Below are 22,138 nucleotides of genomic sequence, written 5' to 3' on the forward strand. Positions count from 1 at the left end.
AGAAACGATGAATAACAGCAAACGACGCATCGCTGCAGTGGGTACCACTGCCGGTCTCGCGCTCGCTCTCGTCGGTGGCATTGCGCCGCTGGCGGCGCAGGCCGATGAGGCCACACCGGCTCCCACGTCCGGTGACGCATTCGACGCCAACGCTCAGGCGCTGCTGGCCTCCGACGACGCCGTCCAGGCTGTCGGCACCAACGCCGACGGCAAGGTCGTGATCTTCACGACCGCCCCGGACAAGGCCGCCCGCTCCAGCGCTCCGAGCGCAGCCGACGCGTTCGCAGACAAGCACAGCAACGTCGAGGTCAAGCAGATCACCGGTGAGATCACCTCGCTCAGCTCCAACGACGTCGTTGCCGGCGCAGGTTACCTCTCGGCGGCGGACGACGGCAGCATCTTCGGTGTCTGCTCCATCGGCTTCCCGGGCTGGACCCCGGACGGCGCCCCGGCTTTCATCTCCGCCGGCCACTGCACCGAGGACGGCGAGGGCACCCTCGCGGGCTTCGAGATCCCCTCCACCGCCGAGGCCAACGGCGGCCCCGGCTTCGAGCCGGGCGCGCTGATCGGCGAGCTCGCCTTCTCCCAGTTCGGCGGCCCGGGCAACACGGCCGGCGCTGAGGGCGCGCAGGACTCGGTCGACATCGCCGTCTACGACGTGCTGAACCCCGACCTGAACCTCATCCCCGCCGTCACCGACTGGAAGTCCGCCGACTCGGACGACCTGGCCGCTTCCCTGGCCAGCACCGTCACCGCGGTGGGCAAGGTCGAGTTCGGCTCGATCGCGCGGTCGGGTCGCACCACCGGCTACCACACCGGTGAGGTTCTCTCCGTCGACACCTGGTTCAAGGTTGACGGCGAGCGCTTCGTGCACGGCTTCGCCACTGACGCTTTCGCCAACCCCGGTGACTCGGGCGGCCCGTACGTGCAGGGCACCACGGCCGTGGGCGTGCTCTCCGCCGGCACCCACCTGGACGACGGATCGACGATCAGCTTCGGTGCCGACCTCCTCGGCGGCCTGGAGCGCACCGGTGGCTACACGGTGCTGCTCGACCTCGCCGAGCCCACCGTCGCCACGTCGGGCAAGGTCACCCCGGGCACCACGATCTCCGGCACCGCGACTCCCGGTCTGACCGTTGTGGTCACCCCGGAGACCGGCGACCCCATCACCGTGACCGCTGACGCTTCGGGCAACTGGTCCTTCCCGGCTCCGGCCACCTGGGGCGAGTACAAGTTCTCGGTGATCGCCAAGGACAGCGGCTACAACAAGTCCGACGCCGTCGACGGCTCCGTGACCGTGGTTCCCGCCGCCCCGACCTTCACCGCTCCGTCGAACCCCACCGAGACCTCGGTCTCGAAGGTCACCGGAACCGGTGTGGCCGGCGCCACCGTCACCCTCACTGGTGATGTCGAAGGCACCGCCACGGTCAAGGACGACGGCACCTGGGTCATCACGGTCGACCCGGCCGCCACCTACGGCGAGTACGGCATCTCGGCCACGCAGAGCATCGGTGGCCAGACTTCCGCCGCTGCGACGCTCGACTTCAACGTGATCCCGGTCGCTCCGGTCATCACCGCGCCGGCGAACGGTTCGACCTTCACGGAGGGCGTCACGCCCGCCGCGGTCACCGGTACCGGCATCGTCGGCGCCACCGTGACTGTCTCGCTGAACGGTGAGAAGGTCGGCACCACCGAGGTCGTCGCTGCCGCGACGCCGAGCCCCGCTCCGTCGGCATCTGCTGGTGCTGCCGCTCTCGCCGCTGAGGCGAACGCTGCTGAGGAGACCGGCACCTGGGTCATCGCCCTCCCGGCGAACCTCGCCGTCGGCACCTACTCGGTCAGCGCGACGCAGGCCATCGACGGCGTTGCCAGCAACGCAGCCGAGGTCGCGTTCACGGTGGAGGCCGTGGTGGTTCCCACCACCCCGCCGACCACCGGCCCGGCCCCGAAGCCGACCCTGCCCACCACGGGTCAGGGCGACGCCAGCCCGCTGGCGCTCGGCGCGCTGCTCCTGTTCGTCGCCGGTGGCGTGATCATGGCTTCGCGCCGGATCCGCGCAGCGAAGAACAGCTGATCTGACTGATCGACCCGAGGGGGTCGCGATGCGAAAGCATCGCGACCCCCTCGGCTTTGTCGTCAGGGCGGTCACAATAGCGGGTCGCCAGCGCGCCCGCGAATTGCGCATGAGAATCTTCACATGCGCAGCGCACGAGGGTCAGGCGCGGGACGTGGCCTCGGGCAGCGATGCCGTGAGCATCCGGCGCGCCGTGAGATCGAGACGCCGATACGCGTCTTCTCGCGCATCGTGCTGGGACAGGAACACGTCGTGCAACGCGCCATCGATGCGCTCCAGCCACACCGTGCGGCCGAGGTGCGTGGCTGCCTGGACGATGTCGGCAACCACCAGCACGCTGTCCACCTGAGTGAGCTCCTCGCTCCATCTCAGTGGCACGGCGCTGCGGGCGGAGGTCATCACGCACACCGGAGCATCGATGTCGAGCCCGGCCTGGACCCGATTCTGTCCCTGCACGATCGCGTGCAGCCATCCCGCGTACACCGGCATCGTCTGTTCCGGCCGCCAGTCCAGGTTCACGGGCTCATCATCGGGCTCCGCCACCTCGCGCTGCGCGCGAGTGTAGAAGCCGCCGTCCAGCTGCGGTCCGGGCTCCGTCGGCCAGTGCTGTGACGACCAGCTCAGCACCGAGGCGACGAGCGCGCGGGTGGTCTGCGGCAGTTGGAGCGTCAGCCAGGGGCTGTTCAGGATCACGCCCGTGGCCACCCCGGGGTGGCGCGCGGCCCAGAGCGACAGCGTGAGGCCTCCGGTCGAGTGTCCCAGGAGAACGAGACGACGGTCCGAGTGTCCCCGCGCCGCATCCCAGCCCATCGCACCCAGCGCGGCCGCGATGTCCTCGTCATAGGTGCTGAGATCCGTCACGTAGCCCGCCGTCTGGCCCGCCCGGAGGCTCCGGCCGTACTTGCGCAGGTCGAGGGCGAAGAAGCGCGCGCCCAGCCCCGCCCAGTAGCGCGCCAGACGCTTCTGGAAGAAGTAGTCCGACCAGCCGTGCACGTACAGCACGTCCACGTCGTGGAACAGCGTCTGCTTGCGACGGAGGCGATCCCAGAAGCTCGGGGGTGCGGGCAGCAGCCGGACCAGCGTCGCGACGACCTCGCCCTCGTCGTCGGAACCGAGCGGAAGGGTCGTCTGCTCGAACCCGTCACCCAGAACGTCGGGGATCCACGTCTGCTCGCTCATGACCTCAGCCTAGGCAGAAGACAGCGCCTCCCCGCGGACATGCGGGGAGGCGCTGAAAAGTCGTGATCAGCCGTCGGCGCGGGAGATCCTCACCATCTCGTCGCGGGGCACGACCTTCACGCGTGCCCGTCCGGCGTCCTGACCGAGCGCGATCTCATGGGCATCGAGCAGGTGCCAGCCTTCGAGGTCCGTCCACTGCACGTCACGCTCGGCGAGCAGCGCCGGCATCGCCTCTTCGGAGGGGTCCTCCGGCTGCCACCACGTACCCTGGTCGGCGATGAGGTGCGTGACCGTCTCCATCGCGTCGGATTTCGTGTGGCCGATCAGGCCGATCGGCCCGCGCTTGATCCAGCCGGTCGCGTAGACACCCGGGATCTGCTCGCCCGACGCGGGATCGATGGCCTGACCCTCGTGGTTCGGGATCACTCCACGCTTCTCGTCGAACGGGATCTCCGACAGGGGGGATCCGAAGTAGCCGATGGCACGGTACACGGCCTGCACGGGGACCTCGCGGTACTCCCCCGTGCCGACGACGCCGCCGGCGCCGTCCGATGCGGTGCGCTCCACGACGAGGGCGCGCACGCGGCCGTTCTCATCGCTCAGCACCTCGTGCGGCTTGGCGTAGAAGTGCAGGTGCAGCCGGCGGGACGCTTCACCACCGGCGTTGTTCACGCCGGGACGCTGGCGCCACGACTGCAGCACGCGATCCATCACCATGATCTGCTTGTTCGACTTCACGGCGGCCGTGGCTGCCTCGTCGTACTCGAAGTCCTCGTCGTAGACGACCATGTCGACGTCGTTGAGCTCGCCGAGCTCACGCAGCTCCAGCGGCGTGAACTTCACCGCGGTGGGACCACGACGACCGAACACGTGCACGTCGGTGACGGGGCTGGCCTTGAGCCCCGCGTAGACGTTGTCGGGGATCTCGGTGACGTGCATGTCATCAGCGTGCTTGGCCAGCACGCGTGCGACGTCGAGAGCCACGTTGCCGTTGCCGATCACCGCCACCGAGGACGCGTCCAGGGACCACTCGCGTGGCACGTCCGGGTGACCGTCGTACCAGCTCACGAAGTCGGCGGCACCGTAGGAGCCGACGGCATCGATACCGGGGATGTCGAGCGATGCATCGCGCTGCCCGCCGGTTGCGAAGATCACCGCGTTGTAGTGCTTCTTCAGGTCGTCCAGGGTGATGTCCGTGCCGAAGTGCACGTTTCCGAAGATGCGGATGTCGCCGCGGTCGAGCACATCCCGCAGGGCGTTGATGATGCCCTTGATGCGGGGGTGATCGGGGGCCACACCGTACCGGACCAGTCCGTAGGGGGCGGGCAGGCTTTCGAACAGATCGATCGACACGTCGAAGTCGCGTTCTGCCTTCAGCAGGATGTCCGCGGCATAGATGCCAGCAGGACCCGCACCGACGATCGCCAGGCGCAGCTTGCTCATGATGTCCTCCGTCTCGTTGCCAGGCGGCGTCGAGGTTCTGTGAAAAGCGTCAGGCGGAGCGGTCGACGACCGCGTCCGCGAAGCGGGTGAGCGCCTCATGGACGGCACCGCTCGGCAGTGCGTCCAGCGCGGACTTCGCGTCGCCAGCCCACCGCGCGGCGAGCGCCTGGGTCTGGCCGGTGACCGCGCTGTCACGCAGCTGCTCGATCTCGTCGTCCAGGATGCGTGGGTCCTCCCCCGCAATGACCCGGGCCTGACCGGCACGGATGCGATCGGCGAGATCGCGATCGGCCGGGTCTTCGGACCGGTCCAGCAACAGCGACGGCATCGTCGGGACCCCGGCGCGCAGATCCGTGCCCGGCACCTTGCCCGTCTTCTCCGCGTCCGAGGAGAGGTCGATGACGTCATCCTGAAGCTGGAAGGCCACACCCACCTTCTCACCGTAGGCGCGCAGCGGATCCTCCAGGTCGGGGTCGGCCCCGGAGAAGAGGATTCCGCTCGCGGCAGCAGCGGCGATCAGCGAACCGGTCTTGTCGGCCAGCACCTGGATGTAGAAGTCGATCGGGTCATCGTCCTCGCCCGCACCGACCGTCTCGTTCATCTGTCCCAGCACGAGGCGCTCGAACGTGTCGGCCTGCAGCCGGATGGCTCGCTCCCCCGCACCGGCCATCAGCTGGCTGGCGCGGGCGAACAACAGGTCACCCGTGAGGATCGCGATGTTGTTGCCCCACACCGCGTGAGCGCTCGGCACACCGCGTCGTCGGTCGGCGCCATCCATGACGTCGTCGTGATACAGCGAGCCCAGGTGCGTCATCTCCAGCGCCTTTGCGGCGTTGATCACGCCGTCGGTCCCACCACTGCCGAGCTGCGCCACCAGGAGGGTGAGCATCGGACGGATGCGCTTGCCGCCGGCCTCCAGCAGATAGCGGCTCGCGGAGTCGGCGACGGGAGAGGTGACCCGCAGGTCGTCGGCCAGTTCGGCCTCCACGCGGTCGAGCCCCGCATCGACCGCGGCCAGCAGCCGCCGCGAGCGGGGACCGGCGAACACGCGGTCGCTGATGCCCAGTCGGCTCGCGATCCGCGCGCCCGGGGCTGGACGGCTCGAAGTCACCTGATCAGCCTACCGTGACTCGACTGAGGGCTTGCGTGCCCGGTGCAGCGCGACGATGCCGAAGGTGAGGTCGCGATAGGCCACAGAGCTCCACCCGGCGTCACGCATCCACCCGGCGAGAGTGCGCTGGTCGGGCCAGTCCGCGATCGACTCGTTGAGATAGTCGTAGGCGTCCACGTTCGAGGACACCAACCGCGCCACGAACGGCAGGATGCGGGCGTTGTAGAAGCGGTAGAGGGCCCGGAACGGGGCAAACGGCGGCTGCGAGAACTCGGCGATGACGATGCGTCCGCCGGGTCGGGTGACGCGCAGCATCTCGGCCAGCGCCTTCTTCGGGTCGTTCACGTTGCGCAGCCCATAGGAGATGGTGACCGTGTCGAAGGTGTCGTCATCGAACGGCAGATCCAGCGCGTCCGCCTGCTGGAAAGTGAGGTTGGGGACGGTGCCGTGGCGCCGCCGCCCCTCGGCGATCATGCCGGCGGAGAAGTCGCCGGCCACGACCTCGGCACCCACGTCGGCGAGCACGACGGAGGATGCTCCCGTGCCGGCAGCAAGATCCAGGATGCGCTGCCCGCGGCGCGGATCGATGGCCTTCGTGGTGGCCACGCGCCACCACTTCTCGAGACCGAAGGTGAGCAGGAAGTTCGTGCGATCGTATGCTGCGGCGACCTGGTCGAACATGCCGCTGACGCTGGCCGGGTCCTTGTGCAGGTCAGCGCGGTTCTGGGATTCGGGGCTCACCCTCCGAGTCTACGGGGCCGCACCTGCGCGTCTTCCGCGAGGAATAGGTGCACCGGAGCCGTCGTTGACTGACGTCATGACGCCGACCGCCACTGCCACGTCGACGGACTCGGGACTCGACCTTCACGCGCTGGACCGGTTCCTCAGCGACTCCGAATGGGAGATCCGCACCGCCACGCGCGTGCTGCTCGAACCGGGCGATCCGCTCCCGACGTGGCCCACCACCACGCTGGTGTACGTGCATGAGGGCACCGTGGCCGCTCCCGGAAGCGAGCCCCACGACCGCCTGCGCGCCGGTCATCTGCTGCTGGATTCCTCCGGTGCGGTGCGCCTCTACGCGCTCTCCGCGGGGTCGGCCCTCGTCGCCGAGGTCGTCCGCGTCCGTGCGCCCGAACGTGGGGCGGACCTCCCCGCCACCATTTCCATCGCGGATCTGCCGGCGCGCGAACCGTCGGCGGCGGCGCTCGTCTCGATGCTCGGCTGCGACACCGCTCCCTCCCCCGTGGACGGACTGGTCTGCGCGCGCATCGTGACGACTCTGCTGACCGTGGCGCTGCGGCGCTGGGCCGTACAGGGATGTGCGCCGCAGGGATGGCCGGCACCGACCATCGATCCGTACCTGCAGCAGGCGATCGATGCGGTGCACGCCGACCTCGCTCATCCGTGGTCGGTCGCCGAGCTTGCGGCTCGCAGCGCCATGGGCCGCTCCGCGTTCGCCGAGCGATTCCGGTCGTGCCTGGGCGTCTCACCCGCCGAGTACGTGACGACGGCGCGGATGACGGCGGCGGCACGGCGGCTGCGCATCGGGGAGCCGGTGTCCCTCGCGGCTCGCGCCGTGGGATATGACTCCGACGAAGGCTTCCGCCGCGCCTTCCGTCGTCACACGGGGGTGGCGCCTTCGGAGTGGCGTGAGCGCGCGGACACCGCGAACACGACGCCACCCACGATCGCCACGATGGCGGCGGCGAGGAACAGCGTGAACGCGCCGCTCTGATCGACGATCCAGCCTCCCGCCGCTGCGCCGATCACGATCGCGAGCTGGAATCCGATCACCACAAGGCTGCCCCCGGTCTCCAGTTCATCCGGCATCACGCGCGCGATCCAGACGTTGACCACCACGAGCCAGCCGCCGAATGACGCTCCCCACAGCGTGGTGGCCACGAATGCCAGCCCGAAGCTCGGGAACAGTGCGAGCGCGCCGATCATCAGCCCCATGACCACGGGAACGACGGCCGACAGGAGTCGCAGCGAGCGCGCGGCCACGAGTCCGCACAGGAGATTTCCGAGGAATCCACCCAGACCGAACGCGGTGAGCAGCACGCCGACGCCGGCGGCATCCAGGTCGGGGATGCGCTCCAGACCGACGCGGATGAACGCGTATGCCCCCATGTGTCCGAGCACGACGAGCACGTGCCCGATGAGAGCGGGCGTGATTCCGGGACGCCGCGCCATGCGCAGGAAGATGCCGAGACCGGCGCGCTGACCCGCGGGGGTGGCGGGCAGCAGGAACAGCAGCGCGACGGCCACCGCCAGTGACAGTCCGGCAGCGATCACGAAGACGTCGCGCCACGGCAGCGTGCCACTTGCCCAGATGCCCAGCGGAACGCCGATCACAGAGGCCAGCGTGTTGCCGACGTTGACGATCATCATTCCGCGGGCGACGCCGCTGGGTGTGGTGATCCGTGCGACCACGGCGAGGGACAGCGACCAGAAGCCTCCGATCGCGGCACCGATCAACAGGCGCGAGAGCAGCAGCGTGAGCAGGTTGGGTGCCAGCGCTACGGCGAGATCGGACACGGCGGCGAGTGCCGCGAGCGCCGTCATCACGACCCGCCGGTCCAAGCCCGGAACGATCAGTGTGATGGTCGGCGCGATGAGCAGGCCGGCGAGCGCGGTGACCGTGACGGCCTGACCCGCCTGACCCGGCGTGACGCCGAGATCGGAGGCGATGAGCGTAAGCAGACCGCCCGGGAGGAACTCGGCGGTGATGAGGATGAAGCTGGTGACGGCCATCGCGACGAGCGCGGCCAACCCGCGCGCTCGTCCGATGGGGCGCGTCGATGCGGGTGAGGCGATGCCGCGAACCGTCGGCACGGGGCTGGTCTGGGTTGTCATCTTCCGAGTCTCATTCGGGAGCGCTCGCGGCACCGGACAGAGCGTCCGGGCCGCCGAGCCGATCGTCCGCCGTGCTCGTCGACGCGCGCACCTCGTCGAGACGTCGGTGCCAGAAATCGATCGTGGCGTCGTCATAGGGGGCTCGCGCGGCACGCACGTCGGCGGCGATCGCGGCGGTGCGCGCCTCCAGCTCCTGGACGATGTCGGCCGGGTAGGCGTAGCGGACCCGGTGTTCTTCCCATTCGTCTTCATCGTCGATCCAGGTGCCGCGCTCGTCGCGCGCGCGGATGACGTCGAGATCCATGTCGATGCCGCGGACGACGTCGATGCCGTCCCACCGCACGTCCCACGCCATGTCGATGTAGATCGCGTAGCTGCGCGGTGGGGCGTTGAAGGTGGGCACGTGATCTCCCGATGGCGGGATGAGGCTCAGCGTGCGCGAGCGTGCGGGCATCGATGCACCGGGACGCTCACTGCGCCATCCCACGTCTTGCCCCACCCAGTCGCCCCACTGATCGGAGCCGAGGTAGATGCAGTCATGCTCCCAGTGCGGTGCGCCGTTCCACTTCTGCCACAGCATCCGCACCGGCATTCCCGCAGTTCGCTCCATGTCCGCAGTCTAGAGAGGGCGTCCGTCATCCACCCAGCCCGCAAGATCTAGGCTGGGGACGTGATCGAATCGCCCGTTCCGCGCCTGGTGGTCACGACCCGGCACATCGATTCTCCCGACGATCTCCTCGCCGCCACCGACCCGGCCGCGCCGCTGGTGTGGATGCGGCGGGGCGACGCGCTGATCGGTGTGGGAGTGCCCGTCGTGGTGCTGTCTGAGAAGGGTTCGGACCGCGCCGCACGGCTCGCGGAGCGCTGGCGAGAGCTGGCGGCCGCAGCCACGATCGACGACACCGTCGGCGTCGTCGGCAGCGGGCTGGTCGCCTTCGGGGCCCTCGCTTTCGACGACCGCTCGACGTTGCCCTCCACCCTGACGGTGCCGCAGGCCATCATCGGACGACGCGGCACGGACACCTGGCTGACGACGATCGGTACAGCCGGCCCGCCGCCCTCGATCCCGTGGGGGCCGTACTGGTCCGCGACGCTGGGGCCGGGCACGTTGGATCCGGCCGGGTATCAGGCGGCGGTTTCCGCCGGACTCGAGGCGATCGCCGCCGGACAGGTGGGCAAAGTCGTCCTGGCCCGCGATCTCGTCGGCTCAGCCCCGGCGGGCGCGGATCTGCGCCGACTCGCCCGCGAACTGCACGATGCCTATCCTGACACCTGGACCTATGCCGTCGACGGCATCATCGGCGCGAGCCCGGAGACGCTCGTCACGGTCTCGCACGGCACCGTGACCGCCCGGGTGCTGGCGGGGACCATCGCTCGCGGAGCCGACACCGACTCTGACAACGCCGCGGCGATCGCTCTGCGCACCAGCGCGAAGGATCAGGACGAGCATGGCTTCGCGGTGCGCAGCCTGCTGAGCGCTCTCGAGCCCCACACGGCAGCACTGGTGGCGGGCGAGGAGCCTTTCACGCTCAAACTCCCCAACGTCTGGCACTTGGCCACGGATGTCGAGGGCAGCCTGTCCGACGCGGCATCAAGTCTGGATCTGGTCGGCGCCGTGCATCCCACCGCTGCGGTCGCGGGGACGCCGACGCGCACCGCTATGGACCTCATCGCGCAGCTGGAGCCCTCGGATCGGGGCCGTTATGCGGGTCCCGTGGGGTGGATCGACGCGGACGGCGACGGAGAGTGGGCCATCGCGCTGCGATGCGTCCAGGTGGCGACGAACGAAGACGGATCGTTCGCGCTCACCGCTCACGCCGGGGCCGGCATCGTCGCGGAGTCGGATCCGGAGAAGGAGATGCTGGAGACGCGCGTCAAGTTCCGCCCGATCGTGGAGGCGCTCGCCTGAAGGAGAAGCGTCAGTCCTCGCGTGTGAGCGCGAAGGTGAGCTTCTCCCCTGCCACGACGATGCCGGCGCGGTCCGCCGTGAGAATCTTCATCGAGATATTCACAAGAACCGTTGTGCAATGACTGTTGTGAGATTATGCTCGCCCTATGACCGACACGATCCAGGTGAACGATCCCTCCGCGCTGCGAGCTCTGGCACACCCTCTCCGCCTGAAGATCATCGGTGAGCTGCGCACCACGGGAGCCATGACCGTGGGCGCTCTCGCCACCGCGCTCGCGGCCGCTCCGGGGTCGATCAGCTACCACCTGACCACGCTGGCGGCACACGGATTCGTCGCACCGGCCCCTGAGCTGGCGCGCGATGGGCGAGAGCGCTGGTGGCGCGCCACCGCCGATATCACGCAGTACGACACCTCCGAGCGGCAGGCCGATGACGATCAGCGAGAGGCCAGTTGGGCGTTCCGGCGCACGATCGTGCAGTCGTATGAGGCCGAACTGCTCGATCATCTGGACCGCGAGGCGGGGGATGCGGCCGAGTGGATCGAAGCGGCCACGCTCGGCGACACGGTCTCCTGGCTCACCGCGGCCGAAGCGCGTGAGTTCCGCCAGGAGGTGGAGGAGCTCGCCGCCCGGTGGTCACGACGCGGATTCGAGCGTCGAGACGAGGCGGAGGTGCGACCCGTGCGCTTCATCTACGCCACATTCGGGAGACGGTGACATGACCATCGCCACTGTCCGGCGTCGCGGTCCGCTCGTTGCGCTTTTCGCCGCGGGCGCGCTCTCCCAGCTCGGCAACGCGATCACCACGATCGCGATCCCCCTCATCGTGTTGCAGACCACCGGATCCGCGTGGGCCACAGGGCTCGCGGGGACGGCCGCGACGGCGCCCCTCCTGCTCGGCGGCGTGCTCGGTGGCGTCGTGGTGGACCGACTCGGATTCCGCCGTGCGAGCATCATCGCCGACATCGCCAGCGGCCTGACGATTGCTGCCATTGCGCTCTTGCTTGCCGTGGACGCGCTGCCGTTCTGGCTGCTGCTCGCGCTGGTGTTCCTCTCGAATCTGCTCGATGCACCCGGGCGGGCGGCGCGAGCGAGCCAGCTGCCGGAACTCAGCGTGCTGGCGGGGCTCAGCCTCGAGAAGTCGACGGCCGTGGACGCAACGGTGTCCCGGATGAGCATGATGCTCGGCGCGGCGGCAGCGGGTGGCCTCATTGCGGTCGTCGGCGCGGGCTCCACGCTTCTGGTCAACGCCGCCCTCTTCGCCGTCGCGGTGGTGGTCACGGCTCTCTTCGTTCCGGTGATGGCGCTGGACCACACCGACGCGACGCCGGACGACGCCGGGTTGGGGTGGCGCGGGATCACGGCCGGAATCCGGTTCGTGTGGACCACACCCGTCGCGCGCGCGATGGTGGGGCTGCTGATCATCACGAATCTGCTGGACGTCGCCGCGTTCTCCGTGCTCAATCCGATCGCGGCCACGACCTACTCCCCCGATGGCGCCGCCTACGGCGCAATGACCGCGTTCTTCGCCGGCGGTGCGCTCATCGGTGCCGCCCTTTCACCGCTGATCCCGGCGCGCTGGCCGAGGCGGACCGTCATCGTCACCCTCTTCATCCTCACCGGTCCCGGGATCTTCGCCCTCTTCGCGCTGCAGCCGCCCCTGCCCGTTCTGCTCGGTGGGATCGCAGCGGCAGGTCTGCTGGCGGGCCCGCTGAACCCGATCCTGGACACGGCCCTGCTGCGCGTGATTCCTCCGACGATCCGCGCTCGTGCCCTCGGCGCGCTGAGTACCGGCGTCGCGGCCGGCATGCCGATCGGCACCCTGCTGGCCGGAGCCGGTGTCGACCTGCTGGGTCTGGCAGCCGCCTACCTCGTCGGCGGTGCCGCCTACCTCGTCACGATCGTGGTGCTCGGATCCGGCCGGCAGTGGCGCTCGATCGATTCCCTGCGTTGATCAGCTCGCCGCGAGCCGCTCCATCTCCGCGTCCACGTCGTAGTCCGCCTTCGGCCAGGCGGGCGCGATATCCGCGAGCATCGTGATCAGCAGCTCCTGTACCGCGAGACGAGCGAACCACTTGCGATTGGCGGGAACGACGAACCACGGCGCGACGTCCGTCGACGTGCGATCGAAGACCTGCTGGTAGGCGTCCATGTAGTCGGGCCACAGGACGCGCTCGTCCACGTCACCGGGGTTGTACTTCCAGTGCTTGTCGGGACGCTCGAGGCGCTCCATCAGCCGCACCTTCTGCTCGTCCGATGAGATGTGCAACATGACCTTGATGATCCGGGTCCCGGCGGCTGCCACCCGGCTCTCGAAGTCGACGATGGCGTCGTAGCGGCGCTCGATCTCTTCCGCCGATGCGAGCTTGCGCACCCGACCGATCAGCACGTCCTCGTAGTGCGACCGGTCGAAGACTCCGATGAAGCCGGGCCCGGGAAGTCGCTTCTCGATACGCCAGAGGAAGTCGTGCTCCAGCTCTTCCGGCGTGGGCTTCTTGAACGACGCCAGCGAGACGCCCTGCGGATCGACACCCCCGACGACGTGGCGGACGATGCCGCCCTTGCCCGCCGAGTCCATGGCCTGCAGCACCAGGAGCACGCTGTCGTGAGCATCGCCCGTGCGACTGGAGGCGAACAGCCGCTCCTGCAGATCGCTCAGCCGGGCGACACCGCTGGTGAGCTCGAAACGCCCGGTTTCCTTGTCGCCCTCGTATCCGGGTGTGGACCGCGGATCGAGATCGGCCAGTCGGAATCCGTCTCGAACACGCAGGGCGTCAGCAGCAGGGCGGGACCAGGATCCGGGGGGCGTCTTCGACATGGCGACATTCTGGCATGGGCCTTCGACATGCCGGTGAACAAGCGTCAGCGATCCAGCGGGACCTCGATGATGCGGCGGATGCCCGCGGGACCCAACGCTGCGGCGAGATCCTCCGGCCTGGTGACCCGCACGTGCTCCCACCCGTAGGCATGGGCGAGGCCGGCGAGATCCACGTCTTGCGGCGTGTACTGCACCCGGCGGAACGCCTCGGGTGTCGCGACGCCCGCCACCTCGAGCGTGTCGAAGATGGTGCCGCCGCCGTCGTTGCCCACCACGAGCTGCACGCGGGGGTCGGGTTCGTCCGCCGGGACCAGAAGCGATCCCGCATCGTGGAGGAGGGTGAGATCGCCCAGGATCACTCGGGTGACGCCGTCTCTCGCCGCGGCGTCGATGCCGATGGCCGTGGCGATGGTGCCGTCGATTCCCGCCAGCCCCCGGTTCGCATGCACACGCACCGCCCGGGGCTCCAGCACTTCGTCGGCCACGCGGACGAGTCGGGACGATCCGAACAGCACGCGGTCGGTCGGCTCACTGGCCTGCCACACGGCGCGCACCAGGTCTGCTCGGGTGATTCCAGCGCCCGCCATCGGTGCGTCGGGATCGCGCAGCCAGCGCGCTCGCCAATCGTCGTCCCCGCGCGCGGCGTCATGGAGCGCGCTGATCGTGGTGGCGCGGGTGCGGCGGTTGAGGTTCAGCCGCTCGCCCGTCGCCGGCACGGCGACGATGTCGATGTCGGTGCGCGACAGCAACCGGGCGACCTCCCGCGACAGCGTGGGGTGACCGAGGACGGCGACGCGCTGGATCGTGTCCGCGAGTTCCGGGGTGCGCAGTGCCGCACGGTACGCGGGCACGACGTTCAGGCCGAGGCGCGCACCGCTCACGATCTCTGCGATCAGCGGCCACCCACGATCCTCGGCGAGCGCAGCCGCCTCCGGCCCGGCATCCGCTCCCGCGACCAGCACCGTCACGGCGGGACGGTTCCAGCCGAGCGGGTCTACCCCGGAGACGTCGGTGACGACAGCGCTCGCAGGTGACGAGTGCGACGGAGCAGCGGTGCCCGATGCGACAGCGTCATCCGGGTCCGCAGCAGTGCCGGGCGTACCAGAAGCACTCGAATCCGCCGCCTTCAACATCACGGGCGCGTCCGATGCCGCTGCGCCCGTACGGGCGAGAGCCGACCACCACTCCGGGAATGCTCCGGCCAGCGGCTCGCGCACCGGCAGGTTGAGGTGTACCGCTCCGGCCGGAGGACCGACGGCCGCCTGCCATGCCGTCCGTGCCAGTTCGCGATAGGGGTCGGCGACTCCAGCGTCAGCGGGAACGGCGGCGTCGGCTTCGAAGCGAACGAAGGCGGAGAAGATGCCGGGCTGGATGGTCGCCTGATTGGCTCCCACGCCGCGCAGTTCGTCGGGACGATCGGCCGTCAGCAGCAGGAGCGGGACACCGGCGTGGTGGGCTTCCATCGTGGCCGGCAGCAGGTTGCCGACCGCTGTCCCGCTGGTCACGATGACGGCAGCGGGCCGCCCGCTCTCCCTGCCGATGCCGAGGGCAAGGAATCCCGCCGAGCGCTCGTCCACCCGTACGTGCAGGCGCACGCGTCCGTTTCGCTCCAGATCCGCCGCCAGCAGAGCCAGTGCCTGCGACCGGGATCCCGGGCACAGCACGATGTGCTGGAGTCCCGCGACGACGAGTTCATCGAGCAGCGCGGCCATGGCCGCCATGGCGGGCGAGGCCGCTGCGCGGGGTTCGTCGGGCATGTCAGCCGCGGGCGCCAGAGCGTCCGCGGGAGTCGTCGTCGCCGTCGGGCGTGGGAGTGTCCGGATCGTTGGGCGTCTCGTTCGGCTTCGCCTGCGCCTCTTCGGCGTCGAGGCGAGCGAGCTCCTCCTCCAGGCGGCGGATGCGCTCATCCTGCTCAGCACGCTCGGCCGCGGTCATGCCGCCGATGGTCCCGAGGAAGTTCGGGTCGTCGTCGGGCGCACGATTGGCGACCGGAGCGACAGCAGGGCGACCGCGTCCGATCCAGAACCACAGCACCCCACCGATGACAGGCAGCAGCAGAACGATGACGATCCAGACGGGCTTGGAGACTCCGCGATGACGGACCGGTGGCTGCAGCGCGCAGTCGACCACGCTGATGACCCAGAACAGGACCGCAGCGACCACGACGATGGGAATGAGGCGTGCCACGACTCCATCCTAGGCAGGTCTGGCGGTGAGCGGGCTGGGGGCCTGCTCAGCCTTCGCCTCTAGACTGTCGGGGTGAAGCTGCCTCCTCTCCTGACGTACACGGTGCTGCGGCTGCTGGCGTTCCTGGTGCCGTTCGGCATCATGATGCTGTTCCCGATCCTGCGCGAGTGGTACTGGCTGTCCGCCATCTTCGCGGCGCTGATCGGTGTGAGCCTGTCGATCCTGTTCCTGCGACGTCCGCTCAGCGCGGCCACCGCGAACATGGGCGCACGTTCCCGCAAGCGGGATGTGGCTGACGAGGACATCGAGGATCAGCTCACCGAGGACTGACGTTCGGCGCAACGACGCTCCGGGGCGTTGCTTCATGCGCCGGGACCGGCGAGTGGCGCGGACTCATGAACATGCGCCGAAACCATGAGGCATACGCCGAATGGCTCATGCATTGGGCGCACAATCATGAACTCGCGACGGCGCTGAGGCGGCCCCGGCGCACGCGTGCATCGGCCCGAGGACGTGAGTTATGCCGCACCTTGGTAACAGATGTCGCCGAGTGGATCCGCGTCTCGGCGGGGCAGAAGCTGCGTTGCGGTCTCAGTAGCCTTCGCCGTCGGCAATCGCGCGGAGGAAATCAACGAACGAATCGCCCAGGACTCGGATCTCGTCCGGATCGGACGACGCCAGCGGGATCGACACGAATCGGTTCGCCTCCGTCGGCAGGAACCCGTAGCCAGTCGGACCGCCGTTGGATCCGATGAGGATCACGCCGGCTTCCTCCGGGCCCTCGTACCCGCCGGACGCGATCTCGTCTGCGCTCCACAGATAGGCGTCGAAGCCCTGATCGCCCACGGGACCGCCGTACCCATCAGATGACAGCAGGAACTGACGGAAGTCCGCCGGGAGGGGACGACCGAGTTGCCCTTCGGCGCGGCGGATGACATCCTCCGAGGCGGGCGGGTTCGTCCTCAGTTCGTCGGCGCTCAGCAGCTCAGCCCAGTCGCTCATCGCGCCACCCTAGCGCACGGATCGCGCGCGGCCGGAGTGGGTCGGATCCGTGAGATCGGAGACGGACAGGGCGCGCCGCACCGCGGTCGCCCGGTCCGCGGGAGGGATCAGGCTGCAGCTGCGGGGATGCCCCAGAAGGCCCAGAACAGCGCGCCCGCGTAGATGAGGGCCGAGAGCGACACCAGCGCGAGCGCGATGACGAGCTCGCCGGGCTTGCGGTACGTCCACACGATGACGATCGCGGGACCCGATGCGAGCAGCGACATGAGCGCCAGCCAGGCGATCGGGTAGAACAGCGCGAGGAATGCCGCGATGAGAAGCGCCAGCACGATCAGCACCGTGAACAAGACCTGGGTGGCACGCTTGCCGATGCGGACGGTCAAGGTGCGCTTGCCGGCAAGGCGATCCTGGTCGATGTCTCGCAGGTTGTTGGCAAGCAGCACCGCGCAGGCGAGGAAGCCCGCCGCGACGGCACCGAACCAGGCTTCCTGAGGCAGTAGGAGCGCCTGCACCCAGGTGGTGCCGAGAGTCGCGACCAGCCCAAAGAACACGAAGACGAAGAGCTCTCCGAGGCCCGCATAGCCGTAGGGGCGCTTGCCGCCGGTGTAGAACCAGGCGGCGACGATGCACACCGCTCCCACGGCGAGCAGCCACCACTGCTGGGTACGGATCACGATCGCGAGGCCGGCGAGGGCCGCGAGCGCGAAGAAGGTGAGCGAGACGATCAGCACCGTGCGCGGCTTCGCCTTGCCCGCGCCGGTCAGTCGCGCGGGTCCGACGCGGAAGTCGTCCGTCCCGCGGATGCCGTCGCTGTAGTCGTTGGCGTAGTTCACACCGATCTGCAATAGGACGGCCACGGCCAGACACGCGAGGGCGATCACCCAGTGAAACTCGAACGCGGCGAGCTTTGCTGCGCCGGAGCCGATCACGACGGGGGCGATGGCGAGTGGCAGCGTCCGCAGTCGTGCGGCACCGACCCAGTCGCCAAACGTGGCGGGGGTGGCCTGGGCGATCGGCTTCTTGGCCGGGTTGCCCGATCGGCCGCGGGATGCTGCGGACTTCTTCGAGGTGCTGCTCACAACCCTCGATCTTATCGAGCACCCCGCAGATCATCGATGCGAGCGCTATGGATCAGCCCTGAGCGGCGCGCTCGGCACGGGCCGCACGGCGGGCATCCCGGCGAGCGCGATAGGCGACGTTCTGCTTCTTAGCCATGACACCGGCGAAAGTCGCCATCCCGGCGGCGAAGACGGAGCTGGCGATGACAATGAGCGGTGCGATGTTCTCCATGACTCCACTATCGTCCGCGCGGGGCAGCGCTCGCCTCCCCTGCGGCGCGGATCTTCGCCCTCCCCCGCGCGGGGGATGTCACTGCGTGACGAGGTGGACGAGGGCCTGCCGGTCCGGCTTGCCGGAGGCGAGGAGGGGAATCTCCGCGACCACGACGATCCGGTCCGGACGCCCCGCGACGCCGACCTCAGCCTCCGCCGCATCACGCACGCGAGCGAGCGAGTCGGCGTTCTCGGCGCGAGCAGTCACCACGACGGGTACCTGCCCCCATCGCTCATGATGGGCCCCGACGACGACCGCGTCTGCGAATCCGGGCACCCCGCGCACCACGCGCTCCACCCGATCCAGCGACACGTTCACCCCACCCGAGATGATCACGTTGTCCAGTCGTCCGGTGATGTTGAGCACTCCGTCGTCGGTCAGGGCACCGGCGTCCCCCGTGCGGTACCAGCGCACGCCATCAGGGTCGGTGAGGAACACGGCGTCAGTGCGGTCCGGCTCCCCGAGGTAGCCGTCGGCCAGCGTCGGACCCGCTACCTGGAGTTCACCGTCCACGATACGCAGACTCACCCGGTCCAGCGCACGACCGTCGTACACGCACCCGCCGCTCGTTTCGGTCGACCCGTACGTGCGGACGATCCGCCAGCTCTCCTCGCGGGCACGCTCCAGGAGCGCGGGCGCAACGGCCTGACCGCCGACGAGCATGGCCCGAAACGAGCGCCCCGTGCCTGCCACGGCCGGGTCGTCCGCGGCGTCGAGCAGCGTCTGCAGCTGTGCCGGGACGAGCGACACGAAGCGCGGCACCGGTGCCCCGGCGGACTGCGCGTGCATCCGCCCCGCCGTGTCGACGAACGCATCGGGAGTGAAGTGTCCGTCGAGGATCACGGGGTCGTAGCCCTGAACGAGTGACCGGACGATCACCTGCAGGCCGGCGACGTACGTCGGTGCGAGCGTCAGCATCCACTCGCCCGCGCCGAGGCGTTCGGCAGTGGCCATCGCGGAGGCCGTCAGCGCCGACCGCGACAGGATCACGCTCTTGGGAATGCCACTGGAACCCGAGGTCGTGACGACGGCGATAGTGCCGGCGGGGAGCACGGCGTCGCCCGACACCGGGGCCCCGAGCGCCAGGACGGGACCAGTCCCGTTCATCGCGCAGCGCACCGCGGTGACGACCTCGGCGGCCGGAGTGGCGGAGTCCAGAAAGAGCGCGGACATCAGTAGTGGTACGGGAAGGCCGACCAGTCCGGATCGCGCTTCTCCAGGAAGCTGTCGCGCCCTTCCACGGCCTCGTCGGTGCCGTAAGCGAGCCGCGTGGCCTCACCGGCGAACACCTGCTGGCCGACCATGCCGTCATCGACGGCGTTGAAGGCGAACTTCAGCATGCGGATCGCCGTAGGCGACTTGCCGAGGATGGTGCGCGCCATCGCGATGGCCTCACGCTCCAGGTCGGCATGCTCGACGACGCGGTTCACGGCACCCATCTCGTAGGCGCGCTGCGCGGAGTACTCCTCGGCGAGGAAGAACACCTCGCGTGCGACCTTCTGTCCCACCTGCCGGGCCATGTACGCCGATCCGTAGCCGGCATCGAACGAGCCCACGTCGGCGTCGGTCTGCTTGAAGCGGCCGTGGTCGCGTGAGGCGATCGAGAGATCGCAGACGATGTGCAGTGAGTGACCGCCGCCGGCTGCCCATCCGGGGATCACCGCGATGACCACCTTGGGCATGAAGCGGATCAGGCGCTGCACCTCGAGGATGTGCAGGCGTCCGGCTCGGGCTGGGTCGTGCACGGCGGTCTCGTCGTCGGAGTACTTGTAGCCGTCACGGCCGCGGATGCGCTGGTCGCCGCCGGAGCAGAACGCCCAGCCGCCATCCTTGGCCGAGGGCCCGTTGCCGGTGAGCAGCACCACGCCGATGCGCGGATCCTGGCGTGCGATGTCGAGCGCCCGGTACAGCTCGTCCACGGTGTGGGGTCGGAAGGCGTTGCGCACCTGTGGGCGATCGAACGCGATGCGGGCGATACGACCGTCAACGGAGGTGTGCGCGGTGATGTCGGTGTAGTCCGCGGCACCGGGCGCGAGCACCCACGCCTCCGGGTCGAAGATGTCCGAGACATTCGGCAGCGCGCTCATACTTCCAGCCTATTGCGCGCCCTCCCGTGCCGCGCGTCCGGTCACCCCATCCCGGCTGCCGACACCACTGGGCTCGACACCGGCAGCACTCCAGCGCCGCCGGTGTCGAATGTGAGACCCCCGGTCGGATTGGTCTCGGGTTCCGCAGCTCAGAAGCCCCAACACCGCTGAACCTGAGACCAACCAGCGGACTGGTCTCAGTATCAGCAGAAGAACAGCCCCAACACAGCCGAATGTGAGACCGGCGGTGGGGCAACGGTGCGCGCCGCCGCACCCGCACCTCGGCACCCCGCCGTCACCGGCGTTGCGGTGTGCGACGCCGGGGGCAGAATGGGGGGCATGATGCTGCCGCCGCTGGCTGAGGTCCTCGAGACGATGCGCGTGGTCGCCCTGCCGATGGCGGTGCGATTCCGGGGAGTGGACCTGCGGGAGGTGGCGCTGTTCGAGGGCCCCGCCGGCTGGACCGAGTTCTCGCCGTTCCTGGAGTATGACGACGTCGAGGCGTCGGCGTGGCTGGCAGGGGCGCTGGATTTCGGCTGGCATGTAGCTCCCCCGGCGCGCCGGGACCTCGTGGCCGTGAACGCCACCGTGCCCGCCGTGCCCGCCACGGAGGTCGCAGATGTTCTTGCGCGATTCGACGGGTGTCGCACCGCGAAAGTGAAGGTGGCGGAACGAGGTCAGTCGCTCGCGGATGACATCGAGCGCGTGCGCGCGGTCCGCGCCGAGATGGGGCCGGAGGGTCGGATCCGCGTGGACGCGAACGCCGGTTGGAACGTGGACGAGGCGGAGCGCGCGATCCATGCGCTCGCCGAATTTGACCTGGAGTACGTGGAGCAGCCGTGCGCCACCGTTGCCGAGCTGGCCGATGTCCGCCGTCGCGTGAAGTACGCGGGCATCTTGATCGCCGCCGACGAGAGCGTGCGCAAGGCGGACGATCCCATCGCTGTGGCGCGAGCGAAGGCCGCGGACGTACTCGTCATCAAGGCCCAGCCGCTCGGCGGGATTCGGCGGGCACTCGATGTGGTCGCGAAGGCCGGGCTTCCCGCCGTCGTGTCCAGCGCGCTCGACTCGGCGATCGGCATCAGCATGGGTGCGGCCCTCGCCGCGGCGCTGCCGAACCTGGACTTCGACTGCGGTCTGGGCACCGCCTCCCTGCTTCGCGACGACGTGGCCGACGCCCGCCCGCGTGACGGCGTCCTTCCCGCCGGACGCATCGTTCCGGACGCCGACGCACTGGCACGGCTGGCAGCGGATGCCGAGCGAACGCTGTGGTGGCGCGAGCGCGTCACCCGCTGCTACCGCGTGCTGGAAGGCTGAGCCAGTCCCGCCTCACGGGGACCGAGTCAGCCGCGGCCCGTCGTCTGTGACGCCACCAGCGCCGCGATGATCGCCACCGTGCGCCGGCACACCTGATCGGCGAGATCCTCCTGATCACGCCGCTCGATCACCGCCTGCACGCTGGTGCCCTCCCAGATGAACATCACGATCTGCGCGAGTTCGGCCGGCTGCATCGACAGCTGAAGTCCGGTCCCCCGTGCGATATCGGCGACGATGCCCTCGACCCGCTCTTCCATCCCGTGCTGCCAGGCGAGATACGCCTCCGCGGCGCGCTCGTCACGCATCGCGCGCGTGCGGAACTCGTTCATCAGACGGACGGCCACCGGTTCATCGACGATCACGTCCAGGATCCGAGCGAGCAGCTCTTCCACGGACATTTCACGCAGGCCCTCGGCCTCCAGCGAGCGCACGCGCTCGCTGACGGCGAGCAGCTTGCGGTCGGAGACCGTGGACACCAGGGCGAAGAACAGGTCGTCCTTGGATTCGAAGTTCGAGTAGAACGCGCCGCGCGTGAAGCCGGCGCGCTCCGTGATCATCTCGACGGACGCGGCATCGACGCCGATCTCACCGAACACCTCGGCGGCAGCGTCGAACAGACGCGCACGCGTGTTTCCGCGGCTGCGTCCGGTCTTCGTCTCGCCCGTCACATCGTTGTTGGGGCCGTCGACCTCGTCGCGCATGCATCTCCTTCTCGAACACCCAGTCTCACATCCCCCGTTCAGAAACAGGTGGCGGATTGGGGTTACGATACAGAACTGTATCCGATACACGACTGTATCGAACCTGAATGCTGGAGGCTCTCG

General features: G+C 69.1%; 22 protein-coding genes. 7 read left to right on the top strand and 15 right to left on the bottom strand.

The window, feature by feature from the left end; translation table 11 throughout:
- The first annotated feature begins 7 nt into the window (after positions 1-7).
- Positions 8-2,074, top strand: a complete 2,067-nt coding sequence (locus ABTV68_RS16790; RefSeq protein ID WP_433674834.1) for an Ig-like domain-containing protein — start codon at positions 8-10, stop codon at positions 2,072-2,074.
- A gap of 141 nt (positions 2,075-2,215) precedes the next feature.
- Here the strand turns inward: ABTV68_RS16790 and ABTV68_RS16795 are convergent, their stop codons facing one another.
- From ABTV68_RS16795 to ABTV68_RS16810, 4 genes are all read right to left on the bottom strand, one after another.
- The gene (locus tag ABTV68_RS16795; RefSeq protein ID WP_433674835.1) at positions 2,216-3,253 is read right to left on the bottom strand and encodes an alpha/beta hydrolase; all 1,038 of its coding nucleotides are present in this window, start codon (positions 3,251-3,253) and stop codon (positions 2,216-2,218) included.
- Positions 3,254-3,319: 66 nt separating this feature from the next.
- Positions 3,320-4,696, bottom strand: coding sequence for an FAD-dependent oxidoreductase (locus tag ABTV68_RS16800; RefSeq protein WP_433674836.1), 1,377 nt, complete (start codon positions 4,694-4,696; stop codon positions 3,320-3,322).
- A gap of 49 nt (positions 4,697-4,745) precedes the next feature.
- Entirely contained in the window at positions 4,746-5,807 is a 1,062-nt protein-coding gene (locus ABTV68_RS16805) for a polyprenyl synthetase family protein (protein WP_433674837.1), read from the bottom strand.
- 9 nt (positions 5,808-5,816) lie between these two features.
- Positions 5,817-6,488, bottom strand: a complete 672-nt coding sequence (locus ABTV68_RS16810; protein ID WP_433677634.1) for a class I SAM-dependent methyltransferase — start codon at positions 6,486-6,488, stop codon at positions 5,817-5,819.
- Positions 6,489-6,624: 136 nt separating this feature from the next.
- On the opposite strand from ABTV68_RS16810, the gene ABTV68_RS16815 reads away from it, so the two are divergent.
- Positions 6,625-7,542, top strand: a complete 918-nt coding sequence (locus ABTV68_RS16815; RefSeq protein WP_433674838.1) for a helix-turn-helix domain-containing protein — start codon at positions 6,625-6,627, stop codon at positions 7,540-7,542.
- On the opposite strand, the gene ABTV68_RS16820 is transcribed toward ABTV68_RS16815, so the two are convergent.
- Together ABTV68_RS16820 and ABTV68_RS16825 are read right to left on the bottom strand one after the other, a co-directional pair.
- Positions 7,428-8,663 carry an MFS transporter gene (locus ABTV68_RS16820; protein ID WP_433674839.1) on the bottom strand — a complete coding sequence of 412 codons (1,236 nt, stop codon included), beginning with the start codon at positions 8,661-8,663 and terminating at the stop codon, positions 7,428-7,430. The genes ABTV68_RS16815 and ABTV68_RS16820 overlap by 115 nt on opposite strands.
- A 10-nt stretch (positions 8,664-8,673) precedes the next feature.
- On the bottom strand, positions 8,674-9,273 hold the full coding sequence (locus ABTV68_RS16825) for a DUF402 domain-containing protein (protein ID WP_433674840.1): 600 nt from the start codon (positions 9,271-9,273) through the stop codon (positions 8,674-8,676).
- A gap of 60 nt (positions 9,274-9,333) precedes the next feature.
- On the opposite strand from ABTV68_RS16825, the gene ABTV68_RS16830 reads away from it, so the two are divergent.
- The 3 genes from ABTV68_RS16830 to ABTV68_RS16840 all read left to right on the top strand — a co-directional run bounded on the left by ABTV68_RS16830 (position 9,334) and on the right by ABTV68_RS16840 (position 12,525).
- On the top strand, positions 9,334-10,572 hold the full coding sequence (locus ABTV68_RS16830; RefSeq protein WP_433674841.1) for an isochorismate synthase: 1,239 nt from the start codon (positions 9,334-9,336) through the stop codon (positions 10,570-10,572).
- A gap of 146 nt (positions 10,573-10,718) precedes the next feature.
- Entirely contained in the window at positions 10,719-11,288 is a 570-nt protein-coding gene (locus ABTV68_RS16835; protein ID WP_433674842.1) for a helix-turn-helix domain-containing protein, read from the top strand.
- Position 11,289: 1 nt separating this feature from the next.
- Positions 11,290-12,525: an MFS transporter gene (locus ABTV68_RS16840; protein WP_433674843.1), complete on the top strand. Its 1,236-nt coding sequence runs from the start codon at positions 11,290-11,292 to the stop codon at positions 12,523-12,525.
- Here ABTV68_RS16840 and ABTV68_RS16845 read toward each other — a convergent pair whose 3' ends face one another.
- Genes ABTV68_RS16845 through ABTV68_RS16855 form a run of 3 tightly spaced genes read right to left on the bottom strand, consistent with a single transcriptional unit; the run spans position 12,526 to position 15,576 of the window.
- Complete coding sequence (locus ABTV68_RS16845) at positions 12,526-13,389, bottom strand: PPK2 family polyphosphate kinase (protein WP_433674844.1); 864 nt, start codon at positions 13,387-13,389, stop codon at positions 12,526-12,528.
- A gap of 44 nt (positions 13,390-13,433) precedes the next feature.
- Complete coding sequence (menD, locus tag ABTV68_RS16850) at positions 13,434-15,146, bottom strand: 2-succinyl-5-enolpyruvyl-6-hydroxy-3-cyclohexene-1-carboxylic-acid synthase (RefSeq protein ID WP_433674845.1); 1,713 nt, start codon at positions 15,144-15,146, stop codon at positions 13,434-13,436.
- Between the two features lies 1 nt (position 15,147).
- The gene (locus ABTV68_RS16855) at positions 15,148-15,576 is read right to left on the bottom strand and encodes a PLDc N-terminal domain-containing protein (RefSeq protein WP_433674846.1); all 429 of its coding nucleotides are present in this window, start codon (positions 15,574-15,576) and stop codon (positions 15,148-15,150) included.
- 72 nt (positions 15,577-15,648) lie between these two features.
- Here ABTV68_RS16855 and ABTV68_RS16860 point away from each other — a divergent pair, with 72 nt between their 5' ends.
- Positions 15,649-15,906, top strand: a complete 258-nt coding sequence (locus ABTV68_RS16860; RefSeq protein ID WP_433674847.1) for a DUF4229 domain-containing protein — start codon at positions 15,649-15,651, stop codon at positions 15,904-15,906.
- 261 nt (positions 15,907-16,167) lie between these two features.
- Here the strand turns inward: ABTV68_RS16860 and ABTV68_RS16865 are convergent, their stop codons facing one another.
- The 5 genes from ABTV68_RS16865 to ABTV68_RS16885 form a co-directional block, all read right to left on the bottom strand.
- The gene (locus tag ABTV68_RS16865; RefSeq protein WP_433674848.1) at positions 16,168-16,578 is read right to left on the bottom strand and encodes an SMI1/KNR4 family protein; all 411 of its coding nucleotides are present in this window, start codon (positions 16,576-16,578) and stop codon (positions 16,168-16,170) included.
- Positions 16,579-16,685: 107 nt separating this feature from the next.
- Positions 16,686-17,657, bottom strand: coding sequence for a 1,4-dihydroxy-2-naphthoate polyprenyltransferase (locus ABTV68_RS16870; RefSeq protein ID WP_433674849.1), 972 nt, complete (start codon positions 17,655-17,657; stop codon positions 16,686-16,688).
- 52 nt (positions 17,658-17,709) lie between these two features.
- Positions 17,710-17,868 (bottom strand): hypothetical protein, encoded by a 159-nt coding sequence (locus ABTV68_RS16875; RefSeq protein ID WP_433674850.1) that lies wholly within the window; start codon positions 17,866-17,868, stop codon positions 17,710-17,712.
- A 78-nt stretch (positions 17,869-17,946) separates the two neighbouring features.
- Positions 17,947-19,083: an AMP-binding protein gene (locus ABTV68_RS16880; protein ID WP_433674851.1), complete on the bottom strand. Its 1,137-nt coding sequence runs from the start codon at positions 19,081-19,083 to the stop codon at positions 17,947-17,949.
- On the bottom strand, positions 19,083-19,997 hold the full coding sequence (locus ABTV68_RS16885) for a 1,4-dihydroxy-2-naphthoyl-CoA synthase (RefSeq protein ID WP_433674852.1): 915 nt from the start codon (positions 19,995-19,997) through the stop codon (positions 19,083-19,085). Before ABTV68_RS16885 ends, ABTV68_RS16880 begins: the two co-directional genes overlap by 1 nt.
- A 342-nt stretch (positions 19,998-20,339) precedes the next feature.
- On the opposite strand from ABTV68_RS16885, the gene ABTV68_RS16890 reads away from it, so the two are divergent.
- Positions 20,340-21,314, top strand: coding sequence for an o-succinylbenzoate synthase (locus ABTV68_RS16890; protein WP_433677635.1), 975 nt, complete (start codon positions 20,340-20,342; stop codon positions 21,312-21,314).
- A 26-nt stretch (positions 21,315-21,340) separates the two neighbouring features.
- On the opposite strand, the gene ABTV68_RS16895 is transcribed toward ABTV68_RS16890, so the two are convergent.
- Positions 21,341-22,015 (bottom strand): TetR/AcrR family transcriptional regulator, encoded by a 675-nt coding sequence (locus tag ABTV68_RS16895; protein WP_433674853.1) that lies wholly within the window; start codon positions 22,013-22,015, stop codon positions 21,341-21,343.
- Positions 22,016-22,138 lie beyond the last annotated feature (123 nt).

Source organism: Microbacterium gorillae, from assembly GCF_050990725.1.
GTDB classification, from domain to species: Bacteria; Actinomycetota; Actinomycetes; order Actinomycetales; family Microbacteriaceae; genus Microbacterium; species Microbacterium gorillae_A.